Annotated in this window: 18 protein-coding genes, 29 tRNA genes and 3 rRNA genes; 47 read left to right on the forward strand and 3 right to left on the reverse strand. The window is 36.8% G+C overall.

Translation table 11 applies throughout. The annotated features are described in order from the left end of the window. Positions 1-159: 159 nt before the first annotated feature. The gene (locus NSR03_RS03240; protein WP_002507223.1) at positions 160-1,896 is read left to right on the forward strand and encodes an ABC transporter ATP-binding protein; all 1,737 of its coding nucleotides are present in this window, start codon (positions 160-162) and stop codon (positions 1,894-1,896) included. 115 nt (positions 1,897-2,011) lie between these two features. On the opposite strand, the gene NSR03_RS03245 is transcribed toward NSR03_RS03240, so the two are convergent. Continuing rightward, entirely contained in the window at positions 2,012-3,106 is a 1,095-nt protein-coding gene (locus NSR03_RS03245; protein WP_002512520.1) for an FUSC family protein, read from the reverse strand. A gap of 75 nt (positions 3,107-3,181) precedes the next feature. Then, positions 3,182-4,471: a glutamate-1-semialdehyde 2,1-aminomutase gene (locus NSR03_RS03250; protein ID WP_002507225.1), complete on the reverse strand. Its 1,290-nt coding sequence runs from the start codon at positions 4,469-4,471 to the stop codon at positions 3,182-3,184. An 82-nt stretch (positions 4,472-4,553) separates the two neighbouring features. Here NSR03_RS03250 and NSR03_RS03255 point away from each other — a divergent pair, with 82 nt between their 5' ends. From NSR03_RS03255 to fumC, 44 genes are all read left to right on the forward strand, one after another. Continuing rightward, a complete protein-coding gene (locus NSR03_RS03255; RefSeq protein ID WP_002507226.1) occupies positions 4,554-5,009 on the forward strand; it encodes a peroxiredoxin in 456 nt (151 codons plus the stop codon). A gap of 6 nt (positions 5,010-5,015) precedes the next feature. Beyond that, complete coding sequence (locus tag NSR03_RS03260) at positions 5,016-5,966, forward strand: phosphoglycerate dehydrogenase (protein WP_002507227.1); 951 nt, start codon at positions 5,016-5,018, stop codon at positions 5,964-5,966. Positions 5,967-6,061: 95 nt separating this feature from the next. Then, entirely contained in the window at positions 6,062-6,520 is a 459-nt protein-coding gene (gene perR, locus NSR03_RS03265) for a peroxide-responsive transcriptional repressor PerR (protein ID WP_002512518.1), read from the forward strand. Between the two features lie 714 nt (positions 6,521-7,234). Next, positions 7,235-8,787, forward strand: a 16S ribosomal RNA gene (locus tag NSR03_RS03270). A 104-nt stretch (positions 8,788-8,891) separates the two neighbouring features. Further along, positions 8,892-8,968 (forward strand) — tRNA-Ile (locus NSR03_RS03275). Between the two features lie 22 nt (positions 8,969-8,990). Then, positions 8,991-9,066 (forward strand) — tRNA-Ala (locus NSR03_RS03280). Positions 9,067-9,263: 197 nt separating this feature from the next. Then, positions 9,264-12,187 (forward strand): 23S ribosomal RNA (locus tag NSR03_RS03285). Between the two features lie 81 nt (positions 12,188-12,268). Continuing rightward, positions 12,269-12,383: ribosomal RNA gene (gene rrf / locus NSR03_RS03290) — 5S ribosomal RNA — on the forward strand. Together the 16S, 23S and 5S rRNA genes with 29 tRNA genes alongside form the textbook arrangement of a ribosomal RNA operon. Before the next feature lie 10 nt (positions 12,384-12,393). Further along, positions 12,394-12,469 (forward strand) — tRNA-Val (locus NSR03_RS03295). 13 nt (positions 12,470-12,482) lie between these two features. Beyond that, a tRNA-Thr gene (locus NSR03_RS03300) sits at positions 12,483-12,558 on the forward strand. Between the two features lie 6 nt (positions 12,559-12,564). Next, positions 12,565-12,640: transfer RNA gene (locus NSR03_RS03305), tRNA-Lys, on the forward strand. A 13-nt stretch (positions 12,641-12,653) separates the two neighbouring features. Then, a tRNA-Leu gene (locus tag NSR03_RS03310) sits at positions 12,654-12,735 on the forward strand. 3 nt (positions 12,736-12,738) lie between these two features. Further along, positions 12,739-12,813: transfer RNA gene (locus NSR03_RS03315), tRNA-Gly, on the forward strand. A 7-nt stretch (positions 12,814-12,820) separates the two neighbouring features. Continuing rightward, a tRNA-Leu gene (locus NSR03_RS03320) sits at positions 12,821-12,906 on the forward strand. Between the two features lie 23 nt (positions 12,907-12,929). Beyond that, positions 12,930-13,003, forward strand: a tRNA-Arg gene (locus NSR03_RS03325). A gap of 8 nt (positions 13,004-13,011) precedes the next feature. Further along, positions 13,012-13,085: transfer RNA gene (locus NSR03_RS03330), tRNA-Pro, on the forward strand. Between the two features lie 17 nt (positions 13,086-13,102). Continuing rightward, positions 13,103-13,178 (forward strand) — tRNA-Ala (locus NSR03_RS03335). A 28-nt stretch (positions 13,179-13,206) separates the two neighbouring features. After that, a tRNA-Met gene (locus NSR03_RS03340) sits at positions 13,207-13,280 on the forward strand. A gap of 27 nt (positions 13,281-13,307) precedes the next feature. After that, positions 13,308-13,381 (forward strand) — tRNA-Ile (locus NSR03_RS03345). 12 nt (positions 13,382-13,393) lie between these two features. Then, positions 13,394-13,486, forward strand: a tRNA-Ser gene (locus NSR03_RS03350). Positions 13,487-13,528: 42 nt separating this feature from the next. Further along, positions 13,529-13,621 (forward strand) — tRNA-Ser (locus NSR03_RS03355). Positions 13,622-13,634: 13 nt separating this feature from the next. Beyond that, positions 13,635-13,706: transfer RNA gene (locus NSR03_RS03360), tRNA-Met, on the forward strand. A gap of 12 nt (positions 13,707-13,718) precedes the next feature. Continuing rightward, positions 13,719-13,794, forward strand: a tRNA-Asp gene (locus NSR03_RS03365). Positions 13,795-13,804: 10 nt separating this feature from the next. Then, positions 13,805-13,877 (forward strand) — tRNA-Phe (locus NSR03_RS03370). An 11-nt stretch (positions 13,878-13,888) separates the two neighbouring features. Beyond that, positions 13,889-13,964, forward strand: a tRNA-Thr gene (locus NSR03_RS03375). A 7-nt stretch (positions 13,965-13,971) separates the two neighbouring features. Next, a tRNA-Tyr gene (locus tag NSR03_RS03380) sits at positions 13,972-14,055 on the forward strand. Between the two features lie 17 nt (positions 14,056-14,072). Next, positions 14,073-14,146: transfer RNA gene (locus NSR03_RS03385), tRNA-Trp, on the forward strand. Between the two features lie 2 nt (positions 14,147-14,148). Further along, positions 14,149-14,221 (forward strand) — tRNA-His (locus NSR03_RS03390). Between the two features lie 11 nt (positions 14,222-14,232). After that, positions 14,233-14,304: transfer RNA gene (locus NSR03_RS03395), tRNA-Gln, on the forward strand. 8 nt (positions 14,305-14,312) lie between these two features. Further along, a tRNA-Cys gene (locus tag NSR03_RS03400) sits at positions 14,313-14,386 on the forward strand. Between the two features lie 7 nt (positions 14,387-14,393). After that, positions 14,394-14,468: transfer RNA gene (locus tag NSR03_RS03405), tRNA-Gly, on the forward strand. Positions 14,469-14,486: 18 nt separating this feature from the next. Continuing rightward, positions 14,487-14,561, forward strand: a tRNA-Gly gene (locus tag NSR03_RS03410). Between the two features lie 18 nt (positions 14,562-14,579). Beyond that, positions 14,580-14,654: transfer RNA gene (locus tag NSR03_RS03415), tRNA-Gly, on the forward strand. 19 nt (positions 14,655-14,673) lie between these two features. Then, positions 14,674-14,748: transfer RNA gene (locus NSR03_RS03420), tRNA-Gly, on the forward strand. A gap of 41 nt (positions 14,749-14,789) precedes the next feature. Continuing rightward, a tRNA-Leu gene (locus tag NSR03_RS03425) sits at positions 14,790-14,875 on the forward strand. A gap of 223 nt (positions 14,876-15,098) precedes the next feature. Then, the gene (locus NSR03_RS03430; protein WP_069820920.1) at positions 15,099-16,181 is read left to right on the forward strand and encodes a PTS transporter subunit IIC; all 1,083 of its coding nucleotides are present in this window, start codon (positions 15,099-15,101) and stop codon (positions 16,179-16,181) included. Between the two features lie 168 nt (positions 16,182-16,349). Beyond that, positions 16,350-17,813: an ABC transporter substrate-binding protein/permease gene (locus NSR03_RS03435; RefSeq protein ID WP_002507230.1), complete on the forward strand. Its 1,464-nt coding sequence runs from the start codon at positions 16,350-16,352 to the stop codon at positions 17,811-17,813. Then, positions 17,806-18,528 (forward strand): amino acid ABC transporter ATP-binding protein, encoded by a 723-nt coding sequence (locus tag NSR03_RS03440; RefSeq protein WP_002507231.1) that lies wholly within the window; start codon positions 17,806-17,808, stop codon positions 18,526-18,528. The genes NSR03_RS03435 and NSR03_RS03440 overlap by 8 nt, the downstream gene beginning before the upstream one ends. A gap of 180 nt (positions 18,529-18,708) precedes the next feature. Then, positions 18,709-19,839, forward strand: a complete 1,131-nt coding sequence (queG, locus tag NSR03_RS03445) for a tRNA epoxyqueuosine(34) reductase QueG (RefSeq protein ID WP_002512517.1) — start codon at positions 18,709-18,711, stop codon at positions 19,837-19,839. A 1-nt stretch (position 19,840) separates the two neighbouring features. Beyond that, entirely contained in the window at positions 19,841-20,311 is a 471-nt protein-coding gene (trmL, locus tag NSR03_RS03450) for a tRNA (uridine(34)/cytosine(34)/5-carboxymethylaminomethyluridine(34)-2'-O)-methyltransferase TrmL (RefSeq protein WP_002507233.1), read from the forward strand. A gap of 184 nt (positions 20,312-20,495) precedes the next feature. Beyond that, complete coding sequence (locus NSR03_RS03455) at positions 20,496-21,095, forward strand: 6-phosphogluconolactonase (protein WP_002507234.1); 600 nt, start codon at positions 20,496-20,498, stop codon at positions 21,093-21,095. A gap of 23 nt (positions 21,096-21,118) precedes the next feature. Further along, the gene (locus tag NSR03_RS03460; RefSeq protein WP_069820919.1) at positions 21,119-21,304 is read left to right on the forward strand and encodes an SAS053 family DNA gyrase inhibitor; all 186 of its coding nucleotides are present in this window, start codon (positions 21,119-21,121) and stop codon (positions 21,302-21,304) included. Between the two features lie 207 nt (positions 21,305-21,511). Next, entirely contained in the window at positions 21,512-21,928 is a 417-nt protein-coding gene (locus NSR03_RS03465; protein ID WP_002507236.1) for a hypothetical protein, read from the forward strand. A 227-nt stretch (positions 21,929-22,155) separates the two neighbouring features. Beyond that, positions 22,156-23,541: a class II fumarate hydratase gene (gene fumC / locus NSR03_RS03470; protein ID WP_002507237.1), complete on the forward strand. Its 1,386-nt coding sequence runs from the start codon at positions 22,156-22,158 to the stop codon at positions 23,539-23,541. 71 nt (positions 23,542-23,612) lie between these two features. Here fumC and NSR03_RS03475 read toward each other — a convergent pair whose 3' ends face one another. Then, entirely contained in the window at positions 23,613-24,440 is an 828-nt protein-coding gene (locus NSR03_RS03475) for an RluA family pseudouridine synthase (protein WP_002507238.1), read from the reverse strand. A gap of 196 nt (positions 24,441-24,636) precedes the next feature. Between NSR03_RS03475 and NSR03_RS03480 the strand changes: the two genes are divergently transcribed. Both NSR03_RS03480 and NSR03_RS03485 read left to right on the forward strand, forming a co-directional pair. Continuing rightward, positions 24,637-25,746 (forward strand): GAF domain-containing sensor histidine kinase, encoded by a 1,110-nt coding sequence (locus tag NSR03_RS03480; RefSeq protein ID WP_002507239.1) that lies wholly within the window; start codon positions 24,637-24,639, stop codon positions 25,744-25,746. Between the two features lie 22 nt (positions 25,747-25,768). Beyond that, positions 25,769-26,392 (forward strand): response regulator, encoded by a 624-nt coding sequence (locus tag NSR03_RS03485; RefSeq protein WP_069820918.1) that lies wholly within the window; start codon positions 25,769-25,771, stop codon positions 26,390-26,392. Positions 26,393-26,429 lie beyond the last annotated feature (37 nt).

Genomic DNA, 26,429 nt, shown 5'->3' on the forward strand with positions numbered 1-26,429 from the left:
GAACAATACAAACAAGAAAAAATTAAGTTTGCTATAAAATATTCGTATTCGCAAATGAAATTGTCAAACAACTTTAGATAGTGCATAAATTAGCAGCCTAGTTGGACCATCAACATAGGCTGTTTCATTTGCAAATATAGTGTGGGGAGGAATCGTTTTATGATTCGCAGATATTTACAATTTGTTCGACCATATAAATGGCGAATCATTGCCACTATACTTGTAGGTATTCTAAAATTTGGTATTCCGATGCTGATTCCATTATTAATTAAATATGTCATTGACGATATTATCAATAATGGTGCGATAACAGTAGAAGAAAAAATCACAAAATTATTAGTTGCAATGGGTATAGCAGCGTTTATCTTTGTGATAGTAAGACCACCAATTGAGTTTTTAAGACAATATCTAGCACAGTGGACAAGTAACAAAATTTTATATGATATACGTAAAAAGCTTTATCATCATTTGCAAGCTTTGAGTTCAAGATTTTATGCGAATAACCAAGCAGGTCAAGTTATTTCAAGGGTTATTAATGATGTTGAGCAAACTAAAGACTTTATATTAACTGGTTTAATGAATATATGGCTTGACTGCATAACTATTATTATTGCATTAACTATTATGTTCTTCTTAGATGTCCAGTTAACTTTAGCCGCACTTATTATATTCCCTGTATATATTTTAACTGTGTATTTCTTCTTTGGTCGTTTGAGAAGTTTAACAAGAAAGAGATCACAAGCATTGGCAGAAGTACAAGGATTCTTACATGAACGTGTACAAGGGATGTCAGTTATAAAAAGTTTTGCGATTGAAGATAATGAAGCAGGAAACTTTGATAAACATAACCAAAATTTCTTACAAAGAGCGTTTAATCATACGCGTTGGAATGCTTATTCATTCTCAGCAATTAATACGGTTACAGACATTGGACCTTTAATCGTTATTGGTACAGGAGGGTTCTTAGCAATCAATGGATCAATAACAGTAGGTACTTTAGCTGCTTTCGTGGGCTATCTTGAACAACTATTTGGTCCTCTTCGTAGATTAGTTTCTTCATTTACAACATTGACACAAAGTTTTGCGTCAATGGACCGTGTATTCCAACTTTTAGATGAAGATTACGACATTAAAAATAAAAAAGGTGCACTGCCAATAGAAATAAAACAGGGACACATCGAATTAACTAATGTTAAGTTTAAATATGATCAAAATGAAGCAAATATCCTTAAAGATATTAATTTAGAAATTAATCAAGGTGAAACTGTGGCATTTGTTGGTATGAGTGGTGGAGGAAAATCTACTTTAATCAATTTAATACCTAGGTTCTATGATGTTACCGAAGGCGAAATAAAAATTGATGGTACCAATATCAAGTCATATTTAACAGGTAGCTTGAGAAGACAAATTGGCTTAGTTCAACAAGATAATATATTATTCTCGGATACAATTAAAGAAAATATATTATTAGGTAAACCAGATGCTTCAGATGAAGAAGTTATTAATGCTGCTAAAATGGCCAATGCGCATGATTTTATCATGGAATTATCTCAAGGTTACGATACAGAAGTAGGCGAAAGAGGGGTTAAACTCTCTGGTGGACAAAAACAACGTGTTTCTATTGCCCGTATTTTCCTAAATAATCCGCCAATTATTATTTTAGATGAAGCGACGAGCGCACTTGATTTAGAAAGTGAGTCTATTATTCAAGATGCCTTGAGTGTATTAAGTGCAAATCGTACAACACTTATTGTTGCACATAGATTATCTACAATCACACATGCTGATAAAATTGTTGTTGTAGAAAATGGTGAAATTGTTGAAAGTGGTTCACATTCAGCATTATTAGCTAAAAAAGGTGCATACGAACATCTATATAGTATTCAAAATTTATAGTCAGTAAATATTTAAAAGCGCACTCGGTATTTTAATGTATACTGAGTGCGCTTTTGTGTTAAACGATAAAAATACCCTCTGAGCAGATGGAAATTAAGCTCAAAGGGTATTTTATTTATAAATCGAAGTCTTCTTCTAGTATATCAATTTCATTATCATTTCGATGGTACGTGAAGAAACTAATACGTAGTCTATCTAAATGTTCTAAAATATAACGATATTCTTCAATTGCTGAAATAATTTGCATAATATTAGTATATGAGTACATTGATTGATAAGGATTTTGAATGATTTCTTTTTGAAATGCATCCATCAAATCTTTCTTCTGTGGATTTGAAATCTGACTATCAAGTTGATCTACATCATACCGTGCCTTTTTTGAAAGACTGATGAAGATTTGTTCGTGATATGCAATCAATGTGTCGATTTCTAATTTAATCTGCAAAAGTAATTCATTATTTAAATTATGAAGGTCATTTTGATAACGATTCATTTTTCTCAACACTTCATACGCTCTCCGAGTGCTACGGACTAATTCTTTAAAAAGAATTTTTTTCCTATTTTGTGCATACAGTTGCTTTTTAGTCCATGGTTTTTCTTCTGAATAATAACCTAAAGTTTCTTCGAGTTTATCAATACGAGTAACAATTAACCCTCTATCTTCTTTAATATGATGATACTCAGAGGTGTCATTTAAAACCAATTTAAACCATACAAAAATATCAGAACAGATATTCAATGAATTATAGTAAATTTTAGATTCAAATTTAGGTGGTAGAAATAAAAGGTTTACTGCTGAAGAACTAAGCACACCAACCATAACAAGTACAAATCTATAAAAGGCAGAAACATAAAAGTTACCAGTATGTTGTCCCATAATAATTAAAGCAGTTATACTTGCTAGCGTAGCAACATGTTCCAATTTGAAACGAAACAGGATTGCAATTAATAAAATTACTGTAACACCCATGATTACAATATTATTACCAAATATCGTAACCATCACTACTGCTAAAACAGCACCAACAAGGTTACCTATTGCTCGTTCCCCAATTGTTTTTATTGAACGAAAAACACTTGGTTGCATTGCAATGACAGCACTGACTGCAGCAATGGCTTTTAAACCAGCTTCATCAGGTAATAGAGAAGCGATAAACAAAGCAAGTATAATTGCGATACCTGTTTTGAGAATACGGGCTCCTAATTTCAAATGTACCGCTCCTTAATATATTTAATAAAATAATGTTTATACTTGTTATACAACGATTGGGTGTAAAATTCAAGTTTATACCATTTGACTAAATGCATAATCTACCGCTTTTAATGTTGAATCAATGTCTTCATCCGTATGTTCAGTAGTTAAAAACCAAGCTTCAAATTTAGAAGGAGCAAGATTAATACCTTGGTTTAGCATTAATTTAAAGAATTTAGCAAATGCGTCTCCATCAGTATTTTCAGCCTGAGTATAATTTTCTACTGTTTCATCTGTAAAATATAATGTTAGGGCACCATACACTCTATTTACTGTAGCAGTAATATTATGTTTTTTAATTAATGAAAGCAAACCATCCTCTAAACGTTTACCTAATGCATCTAATTTTTCATAAACGCCATCTTGCTCTAATACTTCTAGAAGTGCAATACCAGCTTTCATGGATAGTGGGTTTCCTGCCATGGTACCAGCTTGGTATGCTGGACCTAAAGGTGCTACTTGTTCCATAATATCTTGCTTTCCTCCATATCCACCTATAGGTAAACCGCCACCAACAATTTTACCGAAGGCTGTTAAATCAGGATATACATTATAAAGATCTTGTGCGCCACCGTAATGGAAACGGAATGCTGTAATGACTTCATCATATATAACTAAGCTTCCATTATTATGAGTAAGTTCATTTACTTGTTCTAAGAAACCAGGTTTAGGTTTAACCATGCCAAAATTACCAACAATAGGTTCAACCAATACGGCAGCAATATCTTCACCCCAATAGTCAATAGCTTCCTTATAAGCATCAATATCATTGAAAGGAACTGTGATTACTTCTTGAGCGACACTTTCAGGAACACCAGCAGAATCAGGTGAACCTAGTTGAGAAGGCCCACTACCCGCAGCAACTAAAACTAAATCAGAGTGACCGTGATACTGACCAGCAAATTTGATAATTTTAGTTCTTTTAGTATAAGCACGGGCGACACGGATTGTAGTCATAACTGATTCTGTACCTGAATTAACAAATCTAATCTTTTCTAATGAAGGCATAGCATCACGTAATTTTTTAGCAAATTCAATTTCTAGTTCTGTAGGCGTACCATATAATACACCTTGTGCAGCCTGTTCTTGAATAGCTTTAGTAATATGTGGATGTGCATGACCAGTAATAATAGGGCCATAAGCTTGTAAATAATCAATGTACTTATTTCCATCTACATCAAACAAATATGCACCTTGACCAGAGCGCATCATAACTGGTGCGCCACCGCCAACTGCCTTATATGAGCGAGAGGGTGAATTGACTCCTCCTAGAATATACTCATTAGATAATTTTTGAAGTTTTTCACTTTCAGTAAATTTCATACATATCAACCTCTTTTAATTTAATAATTTCGTCTATTATCGTATCATAAAATTAAGAATAAAAAGGAATAGGGTGAGTTATATGTTAAGAAAAGGCGATCAATTTCCATCATTTAAACTAGAAAATCAAAAGGGAGAGTTTATTTCTAATGAATCTATAAAAGGAAGTAAAGCTGTACTTTACTTTTATCCAAGAGATAATACACCTACATGTACTACTGAAGCATGTGATTTTAGAGATAATTTAGCAATCTTTAATGATTTAAATGCCAAAGTGTATGGTATTAGTGGAGATAGTAAAAAGAAACACGAAAATTTCAGCCAAAAACTAGATCTAAACTTTGATTTATTAGTGGACGAAAATTATGAACTGTCAGAAGAAGTGGGTGTCTATCAATTGAAGAAATCATTTGGTAAAGAATCGATGGGGATTGTAAGAACTACATTTGTTATTGATGAAGATGGTATTATAATAGATGTAATTGAAAAAGTTAAAGTTAAAACACAAATGGATGAACTAAAAGAAATCTTGGGGTGAACATAGATGAAAGCTGTCAGTTTGAAACGAATGGGAGATTTAGAATCTAAATTAATAGAAGCATATCCAGCTGTCGAATTTGTATTTACAAAGGGTGTTTCTGAAATAGAAGAACAAGATAAGAAAGATTTAGATATAATATTCGGCTATGATGGTAAACTTAATCAATCATTTTTAGAAAATTGTCCAAACCTTAAATGGATGGCATGGTATTCAACAGGTGTGAATAGTTTACCTTTAGATTATATTGATAAACATAATATATTACTTACTAATGGTAAAGGTATACATGCCAAGCAAATGTCAGAATTTATTATAGCTTATATACTAGATGACTATAAAAAAATGAGGACTTCCTATATTAATCAACAAAATAGATATTATGATTCAAAACTTACGGGCTCAAGAGTGAGTGGAGAAACAATTTTATTTCTAGGTACAGGAAGTATCGCTCAATATACGACAAATATTGCAAACGCAATGAATATGAAAGTCATTGGTATCAATACAAATGGTCATTCAGTAGAGGGATTTAGTAAAACCTTCGCATTAAATGAACTTTCTAATGCTTTAACCGAAGCGGACATAATTGTTAACACGCTACCTGAAACTGAGCAGACTATACACCTCATAACAAAAGCGCATTTCGAATTAATGAATGAAACAACATTATTTATAAATGTAGGCAGAGGGACAATTGTTGATGAAAGTGTATTAATTGAAGCTTTAAAAGAAAAACAAATTAGACACGCATATATAGACGTGTTCGAAAATGAGCCTTTAAATCCAAGTAATGAATTATATTCATTAGATAATATTACTATTACTGCCCATATCACAGGTAACGGCAAAGAAAATATGAGTGAGGTTACGGATATATTCATTAAAAATCTAAACCATTTTCTCAATAAGGGGTTTTTAATTGAGAATGAAGTGGATCCTAAACAAGGCTATTAAAGACTTTTAAGCAATGAAGATTGACATTTCACACATCAAACAGTTATATTTATATTAAGTAATAATTATTCTTAAATAGAAAGATGGTGAGTGAAATGAGTGCAGAGATGGAAACAGTTGAACATCAACTAGAACATTCAATTGCGTCTTTAAGAAATAACGGTATTAGAATAACACCTCAACGACAAGCAATATTGAAATTTTTAATTGCTTCAGAGACACATCCTACAGCCGATGAGATTTATCAAGCACTTTCACCTGATTTTCCAAATATAAGTGTTGCTACAATATATAATAATTTACGTGTTTTTAAAGATATTGGTATAGTAAAAGAATTACCATACGGAGATTCTTCAAGCCGTTTTGACTTCAGTACACATAATCATTATCACGTTATCTGTGATAATTGTGGAAAAATAGTGGATTTCCATTATCCACAACTTGATGAAGTAGAACAATTAGCGCAGCACGTAACAGACTTTAATGTAACGCATCACCGTATGGAAATATATGGGTTATGCAAAGACTGCCAAGATAAAAGAAACAGCCAATAGAAGAAAGAAAACATTATCTAGTATCTAGTTATACTAATGATATAAGAAAAGGGAAAACTCATTTTTAAAACAAATGAGTTTTCCTTTTTCTTTGTTCTTACTTCTTTATATTGAATATGTTGAATGATGCTAAACTAGAAAAGTTGAGTACATACGGTAGTGGTGCCGTTTCTTATTGGTATGCATTCTAGTTCCTTCTATAGATAACAGAAGGTAAAACAACTTCATTAAGTTAAGAAATATGCCGATATATTTACACTAAATAAACTTTTAATACATAAAAACAATAAATAGACATCACAAAGGTAAAATTTAACTAAAAAGATTGCTGAAAATTATTGACGGTTGTGAATAAACTTGATATTATAAAAAAGTCGTCGAAACAAGACACAATAGCAAAACAACCGAGTCAACGAAGTTTTTACAAAGTGTAAATTTGACACTTGTTAAATCAGTTAAAAGGATATACAATATTAAATGTTGAGTTAAAAACGCAACAAACTTAATAAATAAAAAAAGAAATTTATTATTGACTTAACAAAAACTTAATGTTATAATTATTTCTTGTAACGCATTAACGCAGTAATGAACATTGAAAACTGAATTGCAATATGTCAACGTTAATTCCGAACGCAACATTAAATTGTTGGTTCAAACGTGTTAGAGATAACACACAAATTAGTATTTTATGAGCTAATCAAACATCATAATTCATTTATGGAGAGTTTGATCCTGGCTCAGGATGAACGCTGGCGGCGTGCCTAATACATGCAAGTCGAGCGAACGGATAAGGAGCTTGCTCCTTTGAAGTTAGCGGCGGACGGGTGAGTAACACGTGGGTAACCTACCTATAAGACTGGAATAACTTCGGGAAACCGGAGCTAATGCCGGATAACATTTGGAACCGCATGGTTCTAAAGTAAAAGATGGTTTTGCTATCACTTATAGATGGACCCGCGCCGTATTAGCTAGTTGGTAAGGTAACGGCTTACCAAGGCAACGATACGTAGCCGACCTGAGAGGGTGATCGGCCACACTGGAACTGAGACACGGTCCAGACTCCTACGGGAGGCAGCAGTAGGGAATCTTCCGCAATGGACGAAAGTCTGACGGAGCAACGCCGCGTGAGTGATGAAGGTTTTCGGATCGTAAAACTCTGTTATTAGGGAAGAACAAATGTGTAAGTAACTGTGCACATCTTGACGGTACCTAATCAGAAAGCCACGGCTAACTACGTGCCAGCAGCCGCGGTAATACGTAGGTGGCAAGCGTTATCCGGAATTATTGGGCGTAAAGCGCGCGTAGGCGGTTTCTTAAGTCTGATGTGAAAGCCCACGGCTCAACCGTGGAGGGTCATTGGAAACTGGGAAACTTGAGTACAGAAGAGGAAAGTGGAATTCCATGTGTAGCGGTGAAATGCGCAGAGATATGGAGGAACACCAGTGGCGAAGGCGACTTTCTGGTCTGTAACTGACGCTGATGTGCGAAAGCGTGGGGATCAAACAGGATTAGATACCCTGGTAGTCCACGCCGTAAACGATGAGTGCTAAGTGTTAGGGGGTTTCCGCCCCTTAGTGCTGCAGCTAACGCATTAAGCACTCCGCCTGGGGAGTACGACCGCAAGGTTGAAACTCAAAGGAATTGACGGGGACCCGCACAAGCGGTGGAGCATGTGGTTTAATTCGAAGCAACGCGAAGAACCTTACCAAATCTTGACATCCTTTGAAAACTCTAGAGATAGAGCCTTCCCCTTCGGGGGACAAAGTGACAGGTGGTGCATGGTTGTCGTCAGCTCGTGTCGTGAGATGTTGGGTTAAGTCCCGCAACGAGCGCAACCCTTAAACTTAGTTGCCAGCATTTAGTTGGGCACTCTAGGTTGACTGCCGGTGACAAACCGGAGGAAGGTGGGGATGACGTCAAATCATCATGCCCCTTATGATTTGGGCTACACACGTGCTACAATGGACAATACAAAGGGCAGCTAAACCGCGAGGTCATGCAAATCCCATAAAGTTGTTCTCAGTTCGGATTGTAGTCTGCAACTCGACTACATGAAGCTGGAATCGCTAGTAATCGTAGATCAGCATGCTACGGTGAATACGTTCCCGGGTCTTGTACACACCGCCCGTCACACCACGAGAGTTTGTAACACCCGAAGCCGGTGGAGTAACCATTTATGGAGCTAGCCGTCGAAGGTGGGACAAATGATTGGGGTGAAGTCGTAACAAGGTAGCCGTATCGGAAGGTGCGGCTGGATCACCTCCTTTCTAAGGATATATTCGGAACATCTTCCTTGAGAAGATGAAGAGGAATGACATTGACATATTGCATTCAGTTTTGAATGCTCATTACGAGTATTCAACATCGAAATGGGCCTATAGCTCAGCTGGTTAGAGCGCACGCCTGATAAGCGTGAGGTCGGTGGTTCGAGTCCACTTAGGCCCACCATTTAGAATTTTATAAGCACTATGGGGGCTTAGCTCAGATGGGAGAGCGCCTGCTTTGCACGCAGGAGGTCAGCGGTTCGATCCCGCTAGTCTCCACCATAAAGAATTTAATTTGTACATTGAAAACTAGATATGTAAGTAAAATTTATGATTTTACCAAGCAAAACCGAGTGAATTAGAGTTTTAAAAAGCTTGAATTCAAAAAAATAGAAATAATCGCTAGTGTTCGAAAGAACACTCACAGATTAATAACATTTTAGGTTTTCAACCGATTTTATCGTGTTGAAGGTCGAAAAGATTAAGTTATTAAGGGCGCACGGTGGATGCCTTGGCACTAGAAGCCTACGAAGGACGTTACTAACGACGATATGCTTTGGGGAGCTGTAAGTAAGCTTTGATCCAGAGATTTCCGAATGGGGAAACCCAACACGAGTTATGTCGTGTTATCGATATGTGAATACATAGCATATCTGAAGGCAGACGCGGGGAACTGAAACATCTTAGTACCCGCAGGAAGAGAAAGAAAAATCGATTCCCTGAGTAGCGGCGAGCGAAACGGGAAGAGCCCAAACCAACGAGCTTGCTTGTTGGGGTTGTAGGACACTCTATACGGAGTTACAAAAGAACAAATTAGACGAATCATCTGGAAAGATGAATCAAAGAAGGTAATAATCCTGTAGTCGAAAGTTTGTTCACTCTTGAGTGGATCCTGAGTACGACGGAACACGAGAAATTCCGTCGGAATCCGGGAGGACCATCTCCCAAGGCTAAATACTCTCTAGTGACCGATAGTGAACCAGTACCGTGAGGGAAAGGTGAAAAGTACCCCGGAAGGGGAGTGAAATAGAACTTGAAACCGTGTGCTTACAAGTAGTCAGAGCCCGTTAATGGGTGATGGCGTGCCTTTTGTAGAATGAACCGGCGAGTTACGATTTGATGCAAGGTTAAGCAGTTAATGTGGAGCCGTAGCGAAAGCGAGTCTGAATAGGGCGTTGAGTATTTGGTCGTAGACCCGAAACCAGGTGATCTACCCATGACCAGGCTGAAGTTCAGGTAACACTGAATGGAGGGCCGAACCGACTTACGTTGAAAAGTGAGCGGATGAGTTGTGGGTAGCGGAGAAATTCCAATCGAACCTGGAGATAGCTGGTTCTCTCCGAAATAGCTTTAGGGCTAGCCTTAAGTAATGATTATTGGAGGTAGAGCACTGTTTGGACGAGGGGCCCTTATCGGGTTACCGAATTCAGACAAACTCCGAATGCCAATCAATTTTATCTTAGGAGTTAGAACGCGGGTGATAAGGTCCGTGTTCGAAAGGGAAACAGCCCAGACCACCAGCTAAGGTCCCAAAATATATGTTAAGTGGAAAAGGATGTGGCGTTGCCCAGACAACTAGTATGTTGGCTTAGAAGCAGCCATCATTTAAAGAGTGCGTAATAGCTCACTAGTCGAGTGACACTGCGCCGAAAATGTACCGGGGCTAAACATATTACCGAAGCTGTGGATTGTCCGTAAGGACAGTGGTAGGAGAGCGTTCTAAGGGCGTTGAAGCATGATCGCAAGGACATGTGGAGCGCTTAGAAGTGAGAATGCCGGTGTGAGTAGCGAAAGACGGGTGAGAATCCCGTCCACCGATTGACTAAGGTTTCCAGAGGAAGGCTCGTCCGCTCTGGGTTAGTCGGGTCCTAAGCTGAGGCCGATAGGCGTAGGCGATGGATAACAGGTTGATATTCCTGTACCACCAAATTTCGTTTTAAGCGATGGGGGGACGCAGTAGGATAGGCGAAGCGTACTATTGGATTGTACGTCCAAGCAATGAGACTGAGTGTTAGGCAAATCCGGCACTCTTAAGGTCAAGTTGTGATGGGGAGAGGAAATTGTTTCCTCGAGTCGTTGATTTCACACTGCCAAGAAAAGCCTCTAGCTAGAATTTTGGTGCCCGTACCGCAAACCGACACAGGTAGTCAAGATGAGAATTCTAAGGTGAGCGAGCGAACTCTCGTTAAGGAACTCGGCAAAATGACCCCGTAACTTCGGGAGAAGGGGTGCTCTTTAGGGTTAACGCCCAGGAGAGCCGCAGTGAATAGGCCCAAGCGACTGTTTATCAAAAACACAGGTCTCTGCTAAACCGTAAGGTGATGTATAGGGGCTGACGCCTGCCCGGTGCTGGAAGGTTAAGAGGAGTGGTTAGCTTCGGCGAAGCTACGAATCGAAGCCCCAGTAAACGGCGGCCGTAACTATAACGGTCCTAAGGTAGCGAAATTCCTTGTCGGGTAAGTTCCGACCCGCACGAAAGGCGTAACGATTTGGGCACTGTCTCAACGAGAGACTCGGTGAAATCATAGTACCTGTGAAGATGCAGGTTACCCGCGACAGGACGGAAAGACCCCGTGGAGCTTTACTGTAGTCTGATATTGAAATTCGGTACAACTTGTACAGGATAGGTAGGAGCCTTTGAAACGTGAGCGCCAGCTTACGTCGAGGCGTTGGTGGGATACTACCCTTGCTGTGTTGGATTTCTAACCCGCACCATTTATCATGGTGGGAGACAGTGTCAGATGGACAGTTTGACTGGGGCGGTCGCCTCCTAAAGAGTAACGGAGGCGCTCAAAGGTTTCCTCAGAATGGTTGGAAATCATTCATAGAGTGTAAAGGCATAAGGAAGCTTGACTGCGAGACTTACAAGTCGAGCAGGGTCGAAAGACGGACTTAGTGATCCGGTGGTTCCGCATGGAAGGGCCATCGCTCAACGGATAAAAGCTACCCCGGGGATAACAGGCTTATCTCCCCCAAGAGTTCACATCGACGGGGAGGTTTGGCACCTCGATGTCGGCTCATCGCATCCTGGGGCTGTAGTCGGTCCCAAGGGTTGGGCTGTTCGCCCATTAAAGCGGTACGCGAGCTGGGTTCAGAACGTCGTGAGACAGTTCGGTCCCTATCCGTCGTGGGCGCAGGAAATTTGAGAGGAGCTGTCCTTAGTACGAGAGGACCGGGATGGACATACCTCTGGTGTACCAGTTGTCGTGCCAACGGCATCGCTGGGTAGCTATGTATGGACGGGATAAGTGCTGAAAGCATCTAAGCATGAAGCCCCCCTCAAGATGAGATTTCCCAACTTCGGTTATAAGATCCCTCAAAGATGATGAGGTTAATAGGTTCGAGGTGGAAGCATAGCGATATGTGGAGCTGACGAATACTAATCGATCGAAGACTTAATCAAATTTAAAAGTGTTTTGTTTGGCATTATCAAATTTTACTTACTATCTAGTTTTGAATGTATAATTTTTTATACAGTTCATTGTCTGGTGACAATGGCAAGGAGGTCACACCTGTTCCCATGCCGAACACAGTAGTTAAGCTCCTTAGCGCCGATGGTAGTCGGACTTACGTTCCGCAAGAGTAGGACGTTGCCAGGCAATTTTATACGGAGGATTAGCTCAGCTGGGAGAGCATCTGCCTTACAAGCAGAGGGTCGGCGGTTCGAACCCGTCATCCTCCACCATTTATTTTTAATAGCCGGCCTAGCTCAACTGGTAGAGCAACTGACTTGTAATCAGTAGGTTGGGGGTTCAAGTCCTCTGGCCGGCACCATGTTTTGAGCCATTAGCTCAGTTGGTAGAGCATCTGACTTTTAATCAGAGGGTCAGTGGTTCGAGCCCACTATGGCTCACCATTATTTTAATATCGCGGGTGTGGCGGAACTGGCAGACGCACTAGACTTAGGATCTAGCGCCTCACGGCGTGGGGGTTCGACTCCCTTCACCCGCATATGCAGAAGTAGTTCAGCGGTAGAATACGACCTTGCCAAGGTCGGGGTCGCGGGTTCGAATCCCGTCTTCTGCTCCATTATTTTGCCGGGGTGGCGGAACTGGCAGACGCACAGGACTTAAAATCCTGCGGTGAGAGATCACCGTACCGGTTCGATTCCGGTTCTCGGCATTATCCCATAAAAATAGAATTATGCGCCCGTAGCTCAACTGGATAGAGTACTTGACTACGAATCAAGAGGTTACAGGTTCGACCCCTGTCGGGCGCACTATTTTACGGGAAGTAGCTCAGCTTGGTAGAGCACTTGGTTTGGGACCAAGGGGTCGCAGGTTCGAATCCTGTCTTCCCGATATCCTTAAAATAATATGGGGGCTTAGCTCAGATGGGAGAGCGCCTGCTTTGCACGCAGGAGGTCAGCGGTTCGATCCCGCTAGTCTCCACCATATATTTAAATGCAATCTAAATTACAACGGCGGCGTAGCTCAGCTGGCTAGAGCGTACGGTTCATACCCGTGAGGTCGGGGGTTCGATCCCCTCCACCGCCACTAATTATTAGTTGTAAATTATATTTAGGACCTTTAGCTCAGTTGGTTAGAGCTAACGGCTCATAACCGTTCGGTCGCAGGTTCGAATCCTGCAAGGTCCATATAATTTTTTTGGAGGAATACCCAAGTTCGGCTGAAGGGATCGGTCTTGAAAACCGACAGGAGCTTAACGGCTCGCGGGGGTTCGAATCCCTCTTCCTCCGCCATTTTTATAATAATTGAATATAATTTATTTACCTAATATTTTTGGAGGAATACCCAAGCCCGGCTGAAGGGATCGGTCTTGAAAACCGACAGGGGCTTAACGGCCCGCGGGGGTTCGAATCCCTCTTCCTCCGCCATTAATATTATTACCGCGGGATGGAGCAGCGGTAGCTCGTCGGGCTCATAACCCGAAGGTCGGTGGTTCAAATCCGCCTCCCGCAATTTTATATTTTAGGTCCCGTAGTGTAGCGGTTAACACGCCTGCCTGTCACGCAGGAGATCGTGGGTTCGAATCCCATCGGGACCGCCATTATTGTTATGGTTCAGTAGCTCAGTTGGTAGAGCAATGGATTGAAGCTCCATGTGTCGGCAGTTCGACTCTGTCCTGAATCATTTTAATGCAAGCCGGCCTAGCTCAACTGGTAGAGCAACTGACTTGTAATCAGTAGGTTGGGGGTTCAAGTCCTCTGGCCGGCACCATCTTTTTGGAGGGGTAGCGAAGTGGCTAAACGCGGCGGACTGTAAATCCGCTCCTTCGGGTTCGGCAGTTCGAATCTGCCCCCCTCCACCATATAACTTTAATTTAATAGGGGCATATTTCAACGGTAGAATACAGGTCTCCAAAACCTTTGATGTGGGTTCGATTCCTACTGCCCCTGCCATGGCGGTTGTGGTGAAGTGGTTAACACATCGGATTGTGGTTCCGACACTCGTGGGTTCGATCCCCACCATCCGCCCTTTGTATTTTTGGGCTATAGCCAAGCGGTAAGGCAACGGACTTTGACTCCGTCACTCGTTGGTTCGAATCCAGCTAGCCCAGTTTTTATTGGCGGCATAGCCAAGTGGTAAGGCAGAGGTCTGCAAAACCTCTATCACCGGTTCAAATCCGGTTGCCGCCTCCATCAATATGCGGGAGTAGTTCAATTCTTAGAACACGTTCCTTCCCGGAACGAGGTATAGGTGTAAGTCCTATCTTCCGCTCCAAATTTAATTATATCCCATGCGGGAGTAGTTCAATTCTTAGAACACGTTCCTTCCCGGAACGAGGTATAGGTGTAAGTCCTATCTTCCGCTCCAAATTTAATTATATCCCATGCGGGAGTAGTTCAATTCTTAGAACACGTTCCTTCCCGGAACGAGGTATAGGTGTAAGTCCTATCTTCCGCTCCAAATTTAATATTATTTTCATGCGGGAGTAGTTCAACTTTTAGAACACGTTCCTTCCCGGAATGGGGTATAGGTGTAAGTCCTATCTTCCGCTCCATTGATACTTCCACATAGGGAGTTTTTTATTTATTTAATTGGGCCGGCGTGGCGGAATTGGCAGACGCGCGGGACTCAAAATCCCGTTCCATTGATTTGGAGTGTCGGTTCGATCCCGACCGCCGGTATATATAACGTACTTAGATGTACATGTTAAGCAATCTCATAAGATGGGGTTGCTTTTTTATGTTTAAAGTTTGTTAAATGCTAATGCCTTTAATTATTTTACTCAATTGCTTAATATCACTTTATAACACAAGCTATGCAATATTAATATAATTAAAGTAAATATTGTAGTTTTTGGTAAAGTATAATATTATTAGTCTAATGTTATATTTGGAGGAAAATTCAATGGTTAAAACTAAATCAACCAAAATTAAAACAACTAAACTAAATGGAAGGCAATTTTTTGCTAATATCTTACAAGCTGTTGGTGCAGGGGTAGTTATTGCGTTAATACCTAATGCATTATTAGGTGAACTGTTAAAGTTCTTTAAAGAAGGTAATGAATTATTAGAAACAATATATCAATTAGTAGTTTTGATTCAATCATTTATGGCTTTTATTATAGGTGTGTTAGCTGCACATCAATTTAAATTTAATGGTGCAGGGGCTACGATGATAGGTGTTTCTGCTATGTTAGGTAGTGGAGCTGTTAAAATTACTCCTGATGGATTTATACTAAATGGTATTGGTGATATTATTAATACTATTTTGGTTGTAATTATTGCTTGCTTTTTATACTTAATATTACAGAATAAATTGGGTTCATTAGAAATGATCTTGTTACCAGTCATTATTCCTGTAGTAAGCGGAATTATTGGTCTATATACATTAGGCTATGTATCTAATGTTACAAAAGGTTTAGGCCATATAGTGCATTCATTCACTGAACTCAATCCATTATTGATGTCAGTGTTAATATGTGTGACTTATTCATTGCTGATGGTAACGCCAATATCGGTTGTAGCTATTGCAACAGCAATTAGTCTATCTGGACTAGGTAGTGGTGCAGCTAATATGGGAATTGTTGCAGCCTGTGTTACATTCCTATTTGGATCAATAAGAGTTAATGGTGCTGGTGTGAATCTAGTATTAATTATTGGCGCAGCTAAGATGATGATACCTGTCTATTTCAGACATTTAATTATCGCGATACCTTTAACAATTAATGGTATTATAGGTGGCTTGATTGCTTACTTTATTGGTATTGAAGGTACACCGATGTCAGCTGGTTTTGGTTATACCGGACTTGTAGGGCCAATTAACGCCTTTAACCGTATGTCTGGAGATCCAACAATGAATATCATATTATTAATATTTGGTTATTTCATTATTCCTTTTGTTGCAGCATTTTTTGTTCATGAGTTATGTAAAAAATTCATTGGTAAATATACTGATGACATATACAGTTTTGAAATTCCTAAACAGTAATTTTAATTGACCTAATGTATATTAGGTCTTTTTTTATACATAAATAATGCATATTTTGTCTTTTTTATAAAAAAATCACTATTATAGATAGCTTTTGTATAAAAAGTTATTGAATAATATTACGTTATTATGTATAATAATTAATTATATAGAGAGGGGTTAACCAAGATGAAACACACTATTAAACTATTTATGGTCTTTATTATATTTATTAGTACCATAATTACATACATAAATCCTGATGCTCAAGCAGCAGAAGAAGATCAATGGGATAAAATTAAAGAACGTGGAGAATTGAGAGTAGGTTTATCTGCAGATTATGCACCTTATGAATTTGAACATAATGTGAATGGTAAATCTGAATATGCCGGTATTGATATTGATTTGGCAAAGAAAATTGCAAAGGACAATGATGTAAAGCTAAAAATTGTTAATATGCAATTTGATAGTTTGTTAGGAGCAATTAAAACTGGGAAAATCGATTTAATCATTTCTGGAATGACACCAACACCTGAACGTGAAAAAGAGGTAGATTTCTCAAATCCATATATGACGGTTGAACAAAAAATGATTGTTAAAAAGTCTGAGGCAGATAGATTTCAAAATATAGATGATTTTGCTAATCAAAAAATTGGTGTACAAAAACAAACACAACAAGAAAAAATTGCTCAAACAGAAATTGAAAATGCACAGATACAATCTTTAACGAGAGTACCTGAAGTAATCATGTCATTAAAGAGTGGCAAAATAAACGGGATGGTTATTGAAGGACCAGTTGCAGAAGCTTACTTGAAACAAAATGAAGATTTAGCATTTGCAGATGACGTGAAATTTAATGAAGGTACGAAACAAACAGCAATTGCAGTACCTAAAAATTCCCCTGAATTAATGCAAAGACTTAATGCTACTATTAAAGATGTTGAAGATAAAGGTTTACTAGCAGATTATAAAGCATCAGCTGCAGAAGCAATGAAAAAGGACGAAGGAAATTTCTTTACTAAATATGGAAACTTCTTTATAAAAGGTATTCAAAATACGATACTCATTTCAATTGTGGGAGTAGTGCTAGGTGCAGTGTTTGGTGCATTTATTGCGTTATTAAAACTAAGTAAAGTTAGAGTTTTAAGATGGTTAGCTTCCGCCTACATTGAATTCTTAAGAGGCACACCATTGCTCGTGCAAGTATTTTTAGTTTATTTTGGTACAACAGCAGTATTAGGTTTAAATATTTCTGCATTAATTTGTGGTATGATCGCGCTTGTAATTAACTGTTCTGCATATATTGCTGAAATTATTAGAGCCGGTATAAATGCAGTAGATAAAGGACAAACTGAAGCTGCACGTAGTTTAGGATTATCTTATGGCCAAACTATGAAATCAGTTATATTACCACAAGCTATTAAAAATATTTTACCTGCCTTAGGTAATGAGTTTGTAACAGTAATTAAAGAATCTTCTATAGTATCTGTAATCGGTGTTAGTGAAATTATGTTTAATGCACAAGTTGTTCAAGGTGCCTCATTTGATCCGTTCACACCATTGATCATAGCAGCTATACTGTATTTTATTCTCACATTTACATTATCTAGAATTATGTATTTCTTTGAAGGGAGATTGAAAGTTAGTGATTAATATTAAAAACTTATACAAGTCATTTGGTAAAAATGAAGTTCTAAAAGGTATTGATTTTACTGTAAATCAAGGCGAAGTAGTAGCAATCATAGGTCCTTCAGGTAGTGGGAAAAGTACCTTACTGCGTTGCATGAATCTACTAGAGACGCCAACAAGTGGTGAAGTTATATTTAAAGACAATAATTTAACGAGTAAAGATACAGAATTAGAAAAATTGCGTCAACAAATGGGGATGGTATTTCAAAATTTCAATTTATTTCCGCATAAAAAAGTAATAGATAATGTTATTTTAGCGCCTAGTTTATTAAAAAAAGGGAATCAAAATGACTTGAAAAAAGAGGCCCAGTTGTTATTAGAAAAAGTGGGTCTAGAGGATAAATCTGATGCATATCCAGCACAATTATCTGGTGGTCAAAAGCAAAGGGTAGCAATTGCTAGAGCATTAGCGATGAACCCTGAAGTTCTATTGTTTGATGAGCCGACATCAGCGCTTGATCCAGAGGTTGTAGGAGACGTATTGAAAGTTATGAAAGATCTAGCTAAAGAGGGTATGACAATGGTAGTTGTAACCCATGAAATGCATTTTGCTAGAGATGTAAGTGATAAAGTGGTATTTATGGCTGATGGTGTCATCGTTGAGTCTGGGACACCAGAAGAAGTCTTTGACCACCAACAACATGAAAGAACGAAAAACTTCTTATCAAGAGTTTTGTAATTATTTAATAATAAGACTGAATTGGTAACATAGGATTGTTTAAAATCAATCTTATGTTATTGATTTGGTCTTTTAATTTTTTATATTTAAATTATAATAAAAGTATTATAGCTAATACTCTAAAGCCATACGAATGTGTTAAACTGTAGAATGTATGTTTTTAAGGTGGGGTGTATGAAAATGGATTTAAACCAATTAAAACAAGATGTTATAGACTATGCCCATTCAATTGGTATTGATAGTATTGGTTTTACGACAGCTGATCCTTTCGATGAAATGAAGCAAAAGTTAGTGGATTATCATGCAAAAGGTTATGCATCTGGTTTTGAAGAATCTGATATAGAGTTAAGAACAGAACCGAAATTAAACTTGCCAACAGCGAGATCTATTATAGCAATCGGCGTTGGCTATCCAAATAAATTAAAAGGTGCGCCTAAAAGTGTCCGTGGAGACAGAAGAGGTATGTTTGCCAGAGCTTCTTGGGGGCAAGATTATCATACTATTATGAGAAAACGGTTAGACAAATTAGGTGAGTATTTACAATCTAGAGTAGAAGACGTTGAAATTAAATCAATGGTAGATACGGGAGCATTATCTGATCGTGCTGTAGCAGAACGTGCAGGGCTTGGGTTTGTAGGAAGAAATGGCTTTGTCATCAATCCTGACCTTGGCACATGGACGTATTTAGGCGAGATGCTAGTTAGTATACCTTTTGCTCCTGATGACCCGTTAATCGATAGCTGTGGCGATTGTACGATTTGTGTCGATCGTTGTCCAACAGGAGCACTCGTTGGAGATGGACAGTTAAATAGTCAGAAATGTATTAGTTTTTTAACTCAGACGAAAGGCTATCTCGAAGATGAATATCGTTATAAAATTGGTAATAGACTTTATGGATGTGATACATGTCAACAAGTGTGCCCGAAAAATAAAGGGATTAACACACAACATGACGATATAGTATTAGAACCTGAAATTTTAAAACCAAGACTCGTGCCTTTATTAAAAATGAGTAATAAAGAATTTAAAAATACTTATGGTCATTTAGCAGGAGCATGGAGAGGTAAGAAACCGATTCAACGTAATGCAATTATTGCTTTAGCACATTTCAAAGAAGAAACAGCAATACCAGAATTACAAGATGTTGCGTTAGATGATCCAAGACCTATGATCAGAGCTACAGCATATTGGGCGATAGGACAAATTCAAGGCGAGGCTGCTAGACCATTTGTTGAACAACATTATGATAATGAACTAGAAGAGGTTCAAATTGAAATGTTAAAAGGACTTGAAACGAGGAGCGAAAAATAGAATGACAAATCACATAGTATTATATCAACCACAGATACCAGGTAATACAGGCAGTATAGCAAGAACATGTGCAGGCACATATACACATTTACACTTGATTAAGCCACTTGGTTTCAGTACAGATGACAAGATGTTAAAGCGTGCTGGATTAGATTATTGGGAAACTGTTAATATTACTTATCATGAAAGTATCGAAGACTTTTTTGAAGCAACAGAGGGCACTTATTATTTATTAACTAAATTTGGAAAGAAAACATATTCAGATTTTGATTTTACTGATACTGCTCATGATCATTTCTTTATTTTCGGACGTGAAACGACAGGATTACCTGACTGGGTGAAAGAAACGTATCAAGAAACGGCATTACGTATTCCTATGAATGATAATATTAGATCATTAAACTTATCTAATACAGCATCATTACTTATTTACGAAGCATTACGACAACAAAGTTTTCCAGAATTACATTAATAAATGCGCTAAATGAATGAAAATAATGTGGTAGATTTGTATAATAGAGATAAGTCTTATAACTTAGCATTTAGTTAATTAAATTGATACATTAGTGATGTTGTGGTTTATCTCCATTACATCAAGGGTATTAATAAAAATAATGCTAGAACGCGTCTTAATAAAAAAGAGGAGTGTAATTACTATGGCAATGAACTTTAAAGTTTTAGAAAACGAAAAAATTGTAGCTGAATATGCTGCAGATATATTAAGAAAACAATTTAACAACAATCCGACGACTATTGCAGGTCTACACCTTTCTAATGATAATTCACCAGTATTAGATGAATTAAAGAAAAATGTAGATAATCATCCTGTAGACTTTAGTCAAATCAACATTTTAGATTATGACGATAATAAATCTTATTTTGAAGCTTTAGGTGTACCTGAAGGTCAAATTTATAATGTTTCATTTAATGAAGACACTGAATCATTTATCAGTGATAAAATTAAAACAAAAGAAAATAAAGGTAAATTGATTACACAAGTACTATCAATTGATACTAATGGAAAATTGAACGTAAGTGTAAAACAAGGTCTATTTTCAGCACGTGAAGTTATATTAATTATCACTGGCGCTGACAAAAAAGAAGTTGTTCACAAATTATATGAAGAAAATGGTAAAACAAACTTTGAACCGTCAGATTTAAAAGCACATCGCATGGTAAATGTGGTTTTAGATGAAGCGGCAGCAGAAGGATTACCTGAAGATGTAAGACATTATTTCACAGCACGTTTTGCTTAATATAAAAATGTGAGGTGATAGGTATGGCAAACGAAAAAGATAATAAGCATTTACAAAATGATGCATTTGAACCTGAAAATGAAATGGTCAGTGACTACGAAGATGTAGTAGAACTTGGTAAGGAAATGGAACAAATTTCCGAGGAAAATGATGAAGTTAAGTTAGATAAATCACATGATCCAGAAGTTCGTTCAGATTTAAAAGATTAGTTTTAATTTAGCTCTTTGTTGAATTTGTTATTCACAAAGGGCTATTTCTATGTCTTTTTATAGCAATCGAGACTTTAAGAAGATGAAAATTTAACTTTTTGATTTTCAAATAACACGATAAATTATTTTCAATTTAAAAAGAAATGCCAAGTTAAAAGTGAATGTGTTATTATTATATCATTATTGGATTTAAGGAGACTTATACATATGTTAAGTAAGTATTGGAAATACATTATGATTAGTGCTGTCATTGTTAATTTAATTTCTATTAAAGGCTTTCCTATGGCAATTGGTGCACTCTACTTACCCGTGTTATTTAAAGTTATAAAATTGCAGATAAATTTATCGCGTGGACTTGTTGATCAAGTTAATGCTTCTACGTTTGTTAAAGGTAATCAAACAGGAATTATTATAAGTGTGATATGTTGTATTGTAATAACTGTATTGCTATTTAAACCATTAGGAGATTTTTATAATGGTTTAACTGGGTTCTTAGGTACATTAGTTACGATTAGTCCTGTTACTATGGTTATCGGTGCGATTCTACTCATATTAACAGCAGTAGGCGTAATACAAGCAGCAAAAGTACAATTCAACAAAATAAACATTACTAAAGAAAGTTAAATTTCATAGTGTTAGATGATTTATAAAAAATACCGTAAAATCTTATTGATTTTGACGGTATTTTTTTATGGAAAAGTGAAATGTTATAGTTAATAAAGTAAAATAATAACTCATAAATACAGTTTAAAATAAAATAATATGTAAACGCTCTATAATACGATTGCCCCTTTAAAATAATTAATGCTATACTAAAGCTGAATAACGAATAATGAAGGGGAGAATTTGAAATGTCAGTTAGAATTGAACATGATACATTCGGTGAAATTGAAGTACCTGCAGATAAATATTGGGGTGCTCAAACAGAAAGAAGTAAACGCAATTTTCCAGTAGGTAAGGAACAAATGCCAATTGAAGTTGTTTACGGATTTGCTCAGTTAAAAAGAGGGGCAGCTTTAGCTAACAATGAATTAGGAAAACTATCAGATGCTAAAAAAGATGCCATTGTTTATGCTTGTGACCGTGTCATTAATAAAGAGCTAGATGAACATTTTCCATTAGTGGTTTGGCAAACAGGTAGTGGCACACAAAGTAATATGAACGTAAACGAAGTTGTGAGTTATGTAGCTAATGAATATTTAAAATCACAAGGCAGTGATGAAACGATTCATCCGAATGATGACGTTAATAAATCACAAAGTTCAAATGATACATTCCCAACAGCAATGCATGTTGCATTATATAATGAAGTAGAAACAAAACTTGAACCAACTTTAAAAGCGTTGCGTGATACTTTTAAAGAAAAAGAAGAACAATTTAACGATGTTATAAAAATTGGACGTACGCATTTACAAGATGCAACGCCTATTCGTTTAGGACAAGAAATTAGTGGATGGCGTTTCATGCTTGATAAATGTGAAACTTTATTAGGCGAATCAAAAGCACACATTTTAAATTTAGCGATTGGCGGTACAGCTGTAGGTACAGGTATTAATGCACATCCAGAATTTGGCGATAAAGTAGCTAAATTCATTTCAAAAAATACAGGTTATGCATTTGTATCATCTGAAAATAAATTCCATGCTTTAACAGCACACGACGAAGTGGTTCAATTACATGGTACTTTAAAAGCATTAGCAACTGACTTGATGAAAATTGCTAATGATATAAGATGGCTAGCATCAGGCCCGCGTGCAGGGCTTGCTGAATTATCTATTCCTGAAAATGAACCAGGTTCATCTATTATGCCAGGAAAAGTAAATCCGACACAATGTGAAATGTTAACAATGGTAGCAGTACAAGTTATGGGTAACGATACTGCAGTAGGCATTGGAAGTTCTCAAGGTAATTTTGAGCTTAACGTATACAAACCTGTCATTTTGCATAATACATTACAATCAATTTATTTATTAGCAGATGGTATGCAAACATTTAATGAAAATTGTGCAGTTGGTATTGAGCCAATTCATGAAAATATAGATAATTATTTAAACCAATCATTAATGCTAGTGACTGCTCTAAATCCACATATTGGATATGAAAATGCTGCAAGTATTGCTAAAAAAGCACACCGTGAAGGTCTTACATTAAAAGAATCTGCGATACAATCAGGTCATGTGACCGAAGAACAATTTGAACAGTGGATCAAACCTGAAGACATGGTTGAACCAAAATAAAAAATACTTTAAAAAGCCAACGCTTCTTTAAATAGAAGGCGTTGGCTTTTTTTGTAATATATTAATATGATTTAAATTTCATCGTCCATACTTACTGAAATTGTTTCTTGCGTAAGTGGGTGGATAAATTCAATTTTATAACTATTTAGTTGAAGTTGTCTTAGTGTTGAATTACCGTATAATGGATCACCAATTACTGGATGGCCAATTTCAGCTAAGTGAACACGAATTTGATGGGTCCTACCTGTATCTAATTTTAAATCTACTTCGCTTACATCTTCTTTAATCATTTTAGAATTAATAATATGTGTAATTGCAGTTTGTCCAGTAGGTGACACTCTACGTTTATTTGAGTGGAATTTATCTTTGCCAATTGGCATATCAATCGTTTGTGGTTTGATAGGTAATAAACTGTGCACATTTGCTTTATAAATACGATCAATTTCATTTTCTTCCAACATACGGTCTAAAATTTTCTTCATTAATGGATTTTTAGCAACAATCAATAAACCAACTGTTTCTTGGTCTAAGCGGTGTATTGGCTCAACGTAATCACTCTTGACTGTATAGATAACGTGATTCATGAGTGTATTACTCTCTTTTAAATCATTCGGGTGTGTTTTAACACCTTTTGGTTTCATAACAACAGCGATATCGTCATCTTCGTAATAAATCTGAGCGTATCGATAACTTGGTAAATAATTGCTTACTTCTTCTGGTGTAGGAATATAAGCTATGTCACCAGTGTTTACTTTAGACATTAATGTTGCTGGTTCATCATTAATTGTAATTAACTTAGACATATTTAAATTATGTAAGTCTTTTTTAGGTAAGTGCAATTGTTGAAAAATTTCTCTCAATGTTAATTGATTATATTTAATAGGGATTTCAAATTTCATAGTATCCTCCTTGATTATCATATATAATCATACCATAAACAACGTGTTAAAAATATTAGACATAGTAATTCTATGAAATTTATTTTATTGTTAATTAAATCATTTTGTAGGTTAATCGTAACTATATTTTTCAATTAGTTTATGAGTCTGTATAATATATGTAAAGTAATATTGTATAAAAGAATGGACTGGTTAAATGGAAAAACCGACTAGACTTGCTTTATTAAAAGAAATTGCAGAATTTTTAAATGTAGAAACAGAAACATATAGTATGATGCAAGGTGCATTGAAGTCTTTAATTCAAGGAAGCGAGTTTACAACAGGCTGGATTTTCTTTATTGATGATTCAGGTCAACATGAGCTTGTATCTCATATAGATTTACCAGGCGCATTAGCCAAACAAAATTGTAAATATATGTGTGAAGGCACGTGCTGGTGTGTTCAAGCTTATCAAAATAAGAAATTGACCAAAGCTTCTAATATCATTAATTGTTCGCGTATCAACCTTGCAAACCGTGCATATCATGATGAAACAGATGGTGTCACGCATCATGCAACTGTACCGCTAAGGTCGGGGGAAGAACAATTCGGACTATTAAATGTTGCTACACCACATACAACGCATTATAGTGAAGAAGATTTAGAAATGCTTGAGTCTGTAGCATTTCAAATTGGCTCTGCAATCAAACGTATTTGGCTAACGGATCAAGAAAAAGAAGCAGCTCGCATAAGTGAACGAAATCGCTTAGCAAGGGATTTACATGATTCAGTGAATCAAATGCTTTTTTCTGTAAAATTAACAGCCCATGCAGCTGAAGGAATTACCAATGAAGAAGTATCACGCAAGGCTTTTCAAGTGATAGAACAAACAAGTCAACAAGCTGTTAACGAGATGCGAGCTTTGATTTGGCAATTAAAGCCAGTTGGATTAGAACAAGGTTTAGTTAACGCACTGAAAAAATACAGCACGCTTTTACAACTTGAATTAACTGTTAAAGTAGATGGTCTGATCAATCTGCCAAGTATAATTGAAGAAAATATTTATCGTATTATACAAGAAGCAATGAATAATACAAAAAAACATGGTGGTACCAAACAAATAGATTTATCGTTGATTCAAAAAGATAGTTATTTAACTATTGATATAGTAGATCAGGGCAAAGGATTTAATATTAATAAATCCAACCCACCAGACTCTCATGGTTTAAGTAATATGAGACAACGTACAAAATTGATTAATGGTAAATTAGAAATAGATTCAACTCAAAATAAAGGCACTACAATTCATATAGCAGTTCCATTATAGTTTTTTTGAAAGGAAGTTTAACATGTATCGAATTATACTCGTGGATGATCATCATATCGTAAGACAAGGATTAGAATTCCTATTATCTACTGTTGATGATATAGATGTTATAGGAGGGTTTTCAGACGGTAAATCTTTCTTTGAATATTTAGAAACAAATGAATTACCTGATATTGTATTATTAGATTTAGTTATGCCAGAAATGAATGGTATTGAAATCACAGAAATGATGAAAAAGTCGTATCCAGAAGTGAAAATTTTAGTCCTTACAAGTTATGTGGACGATGAACATGTCATTTCCGCAATTGATAAGGGTGCAGATGGATACGAGATGAAAGATGTAGAGCCAGACCAATTAATAAAAACAATTAAGAAAGTACTTTCAGGCGAGAAAACGATACACCCTCAAGCGCAAAGTGTCATCGAAGCGGTGAGTAAAAAGCCACATTTTACTAATAAATTATCAAAGCGTGAATCTGAAGTGCTAGCAGAGATGACTAAAGGTAAAACAAATAAAGAAATTGCAGAATCATTATTTGTTTCTGAGAAAACTATAAAAACACATGTGAGCCATATTTTTAACAAACTTCAAGTAACTGATCGCACACAAGCAGCGATATATGCGATGCAAAACAATCTCATTTAATATAGCGAATCTACAGTATTGGAAGCGGATTCATTTT

Source organism: Staphylococcus sp. FSL W8-1207 (assembly GCF_038003745.1).
In the GTDB taxonomy this organism is placed as follows: domain Bacteria; phylum Bacillota; class Bacilli; order Staphylococcales; family Staphylococcaceae; genus Staphylococcus; species Staphylococcus equorum.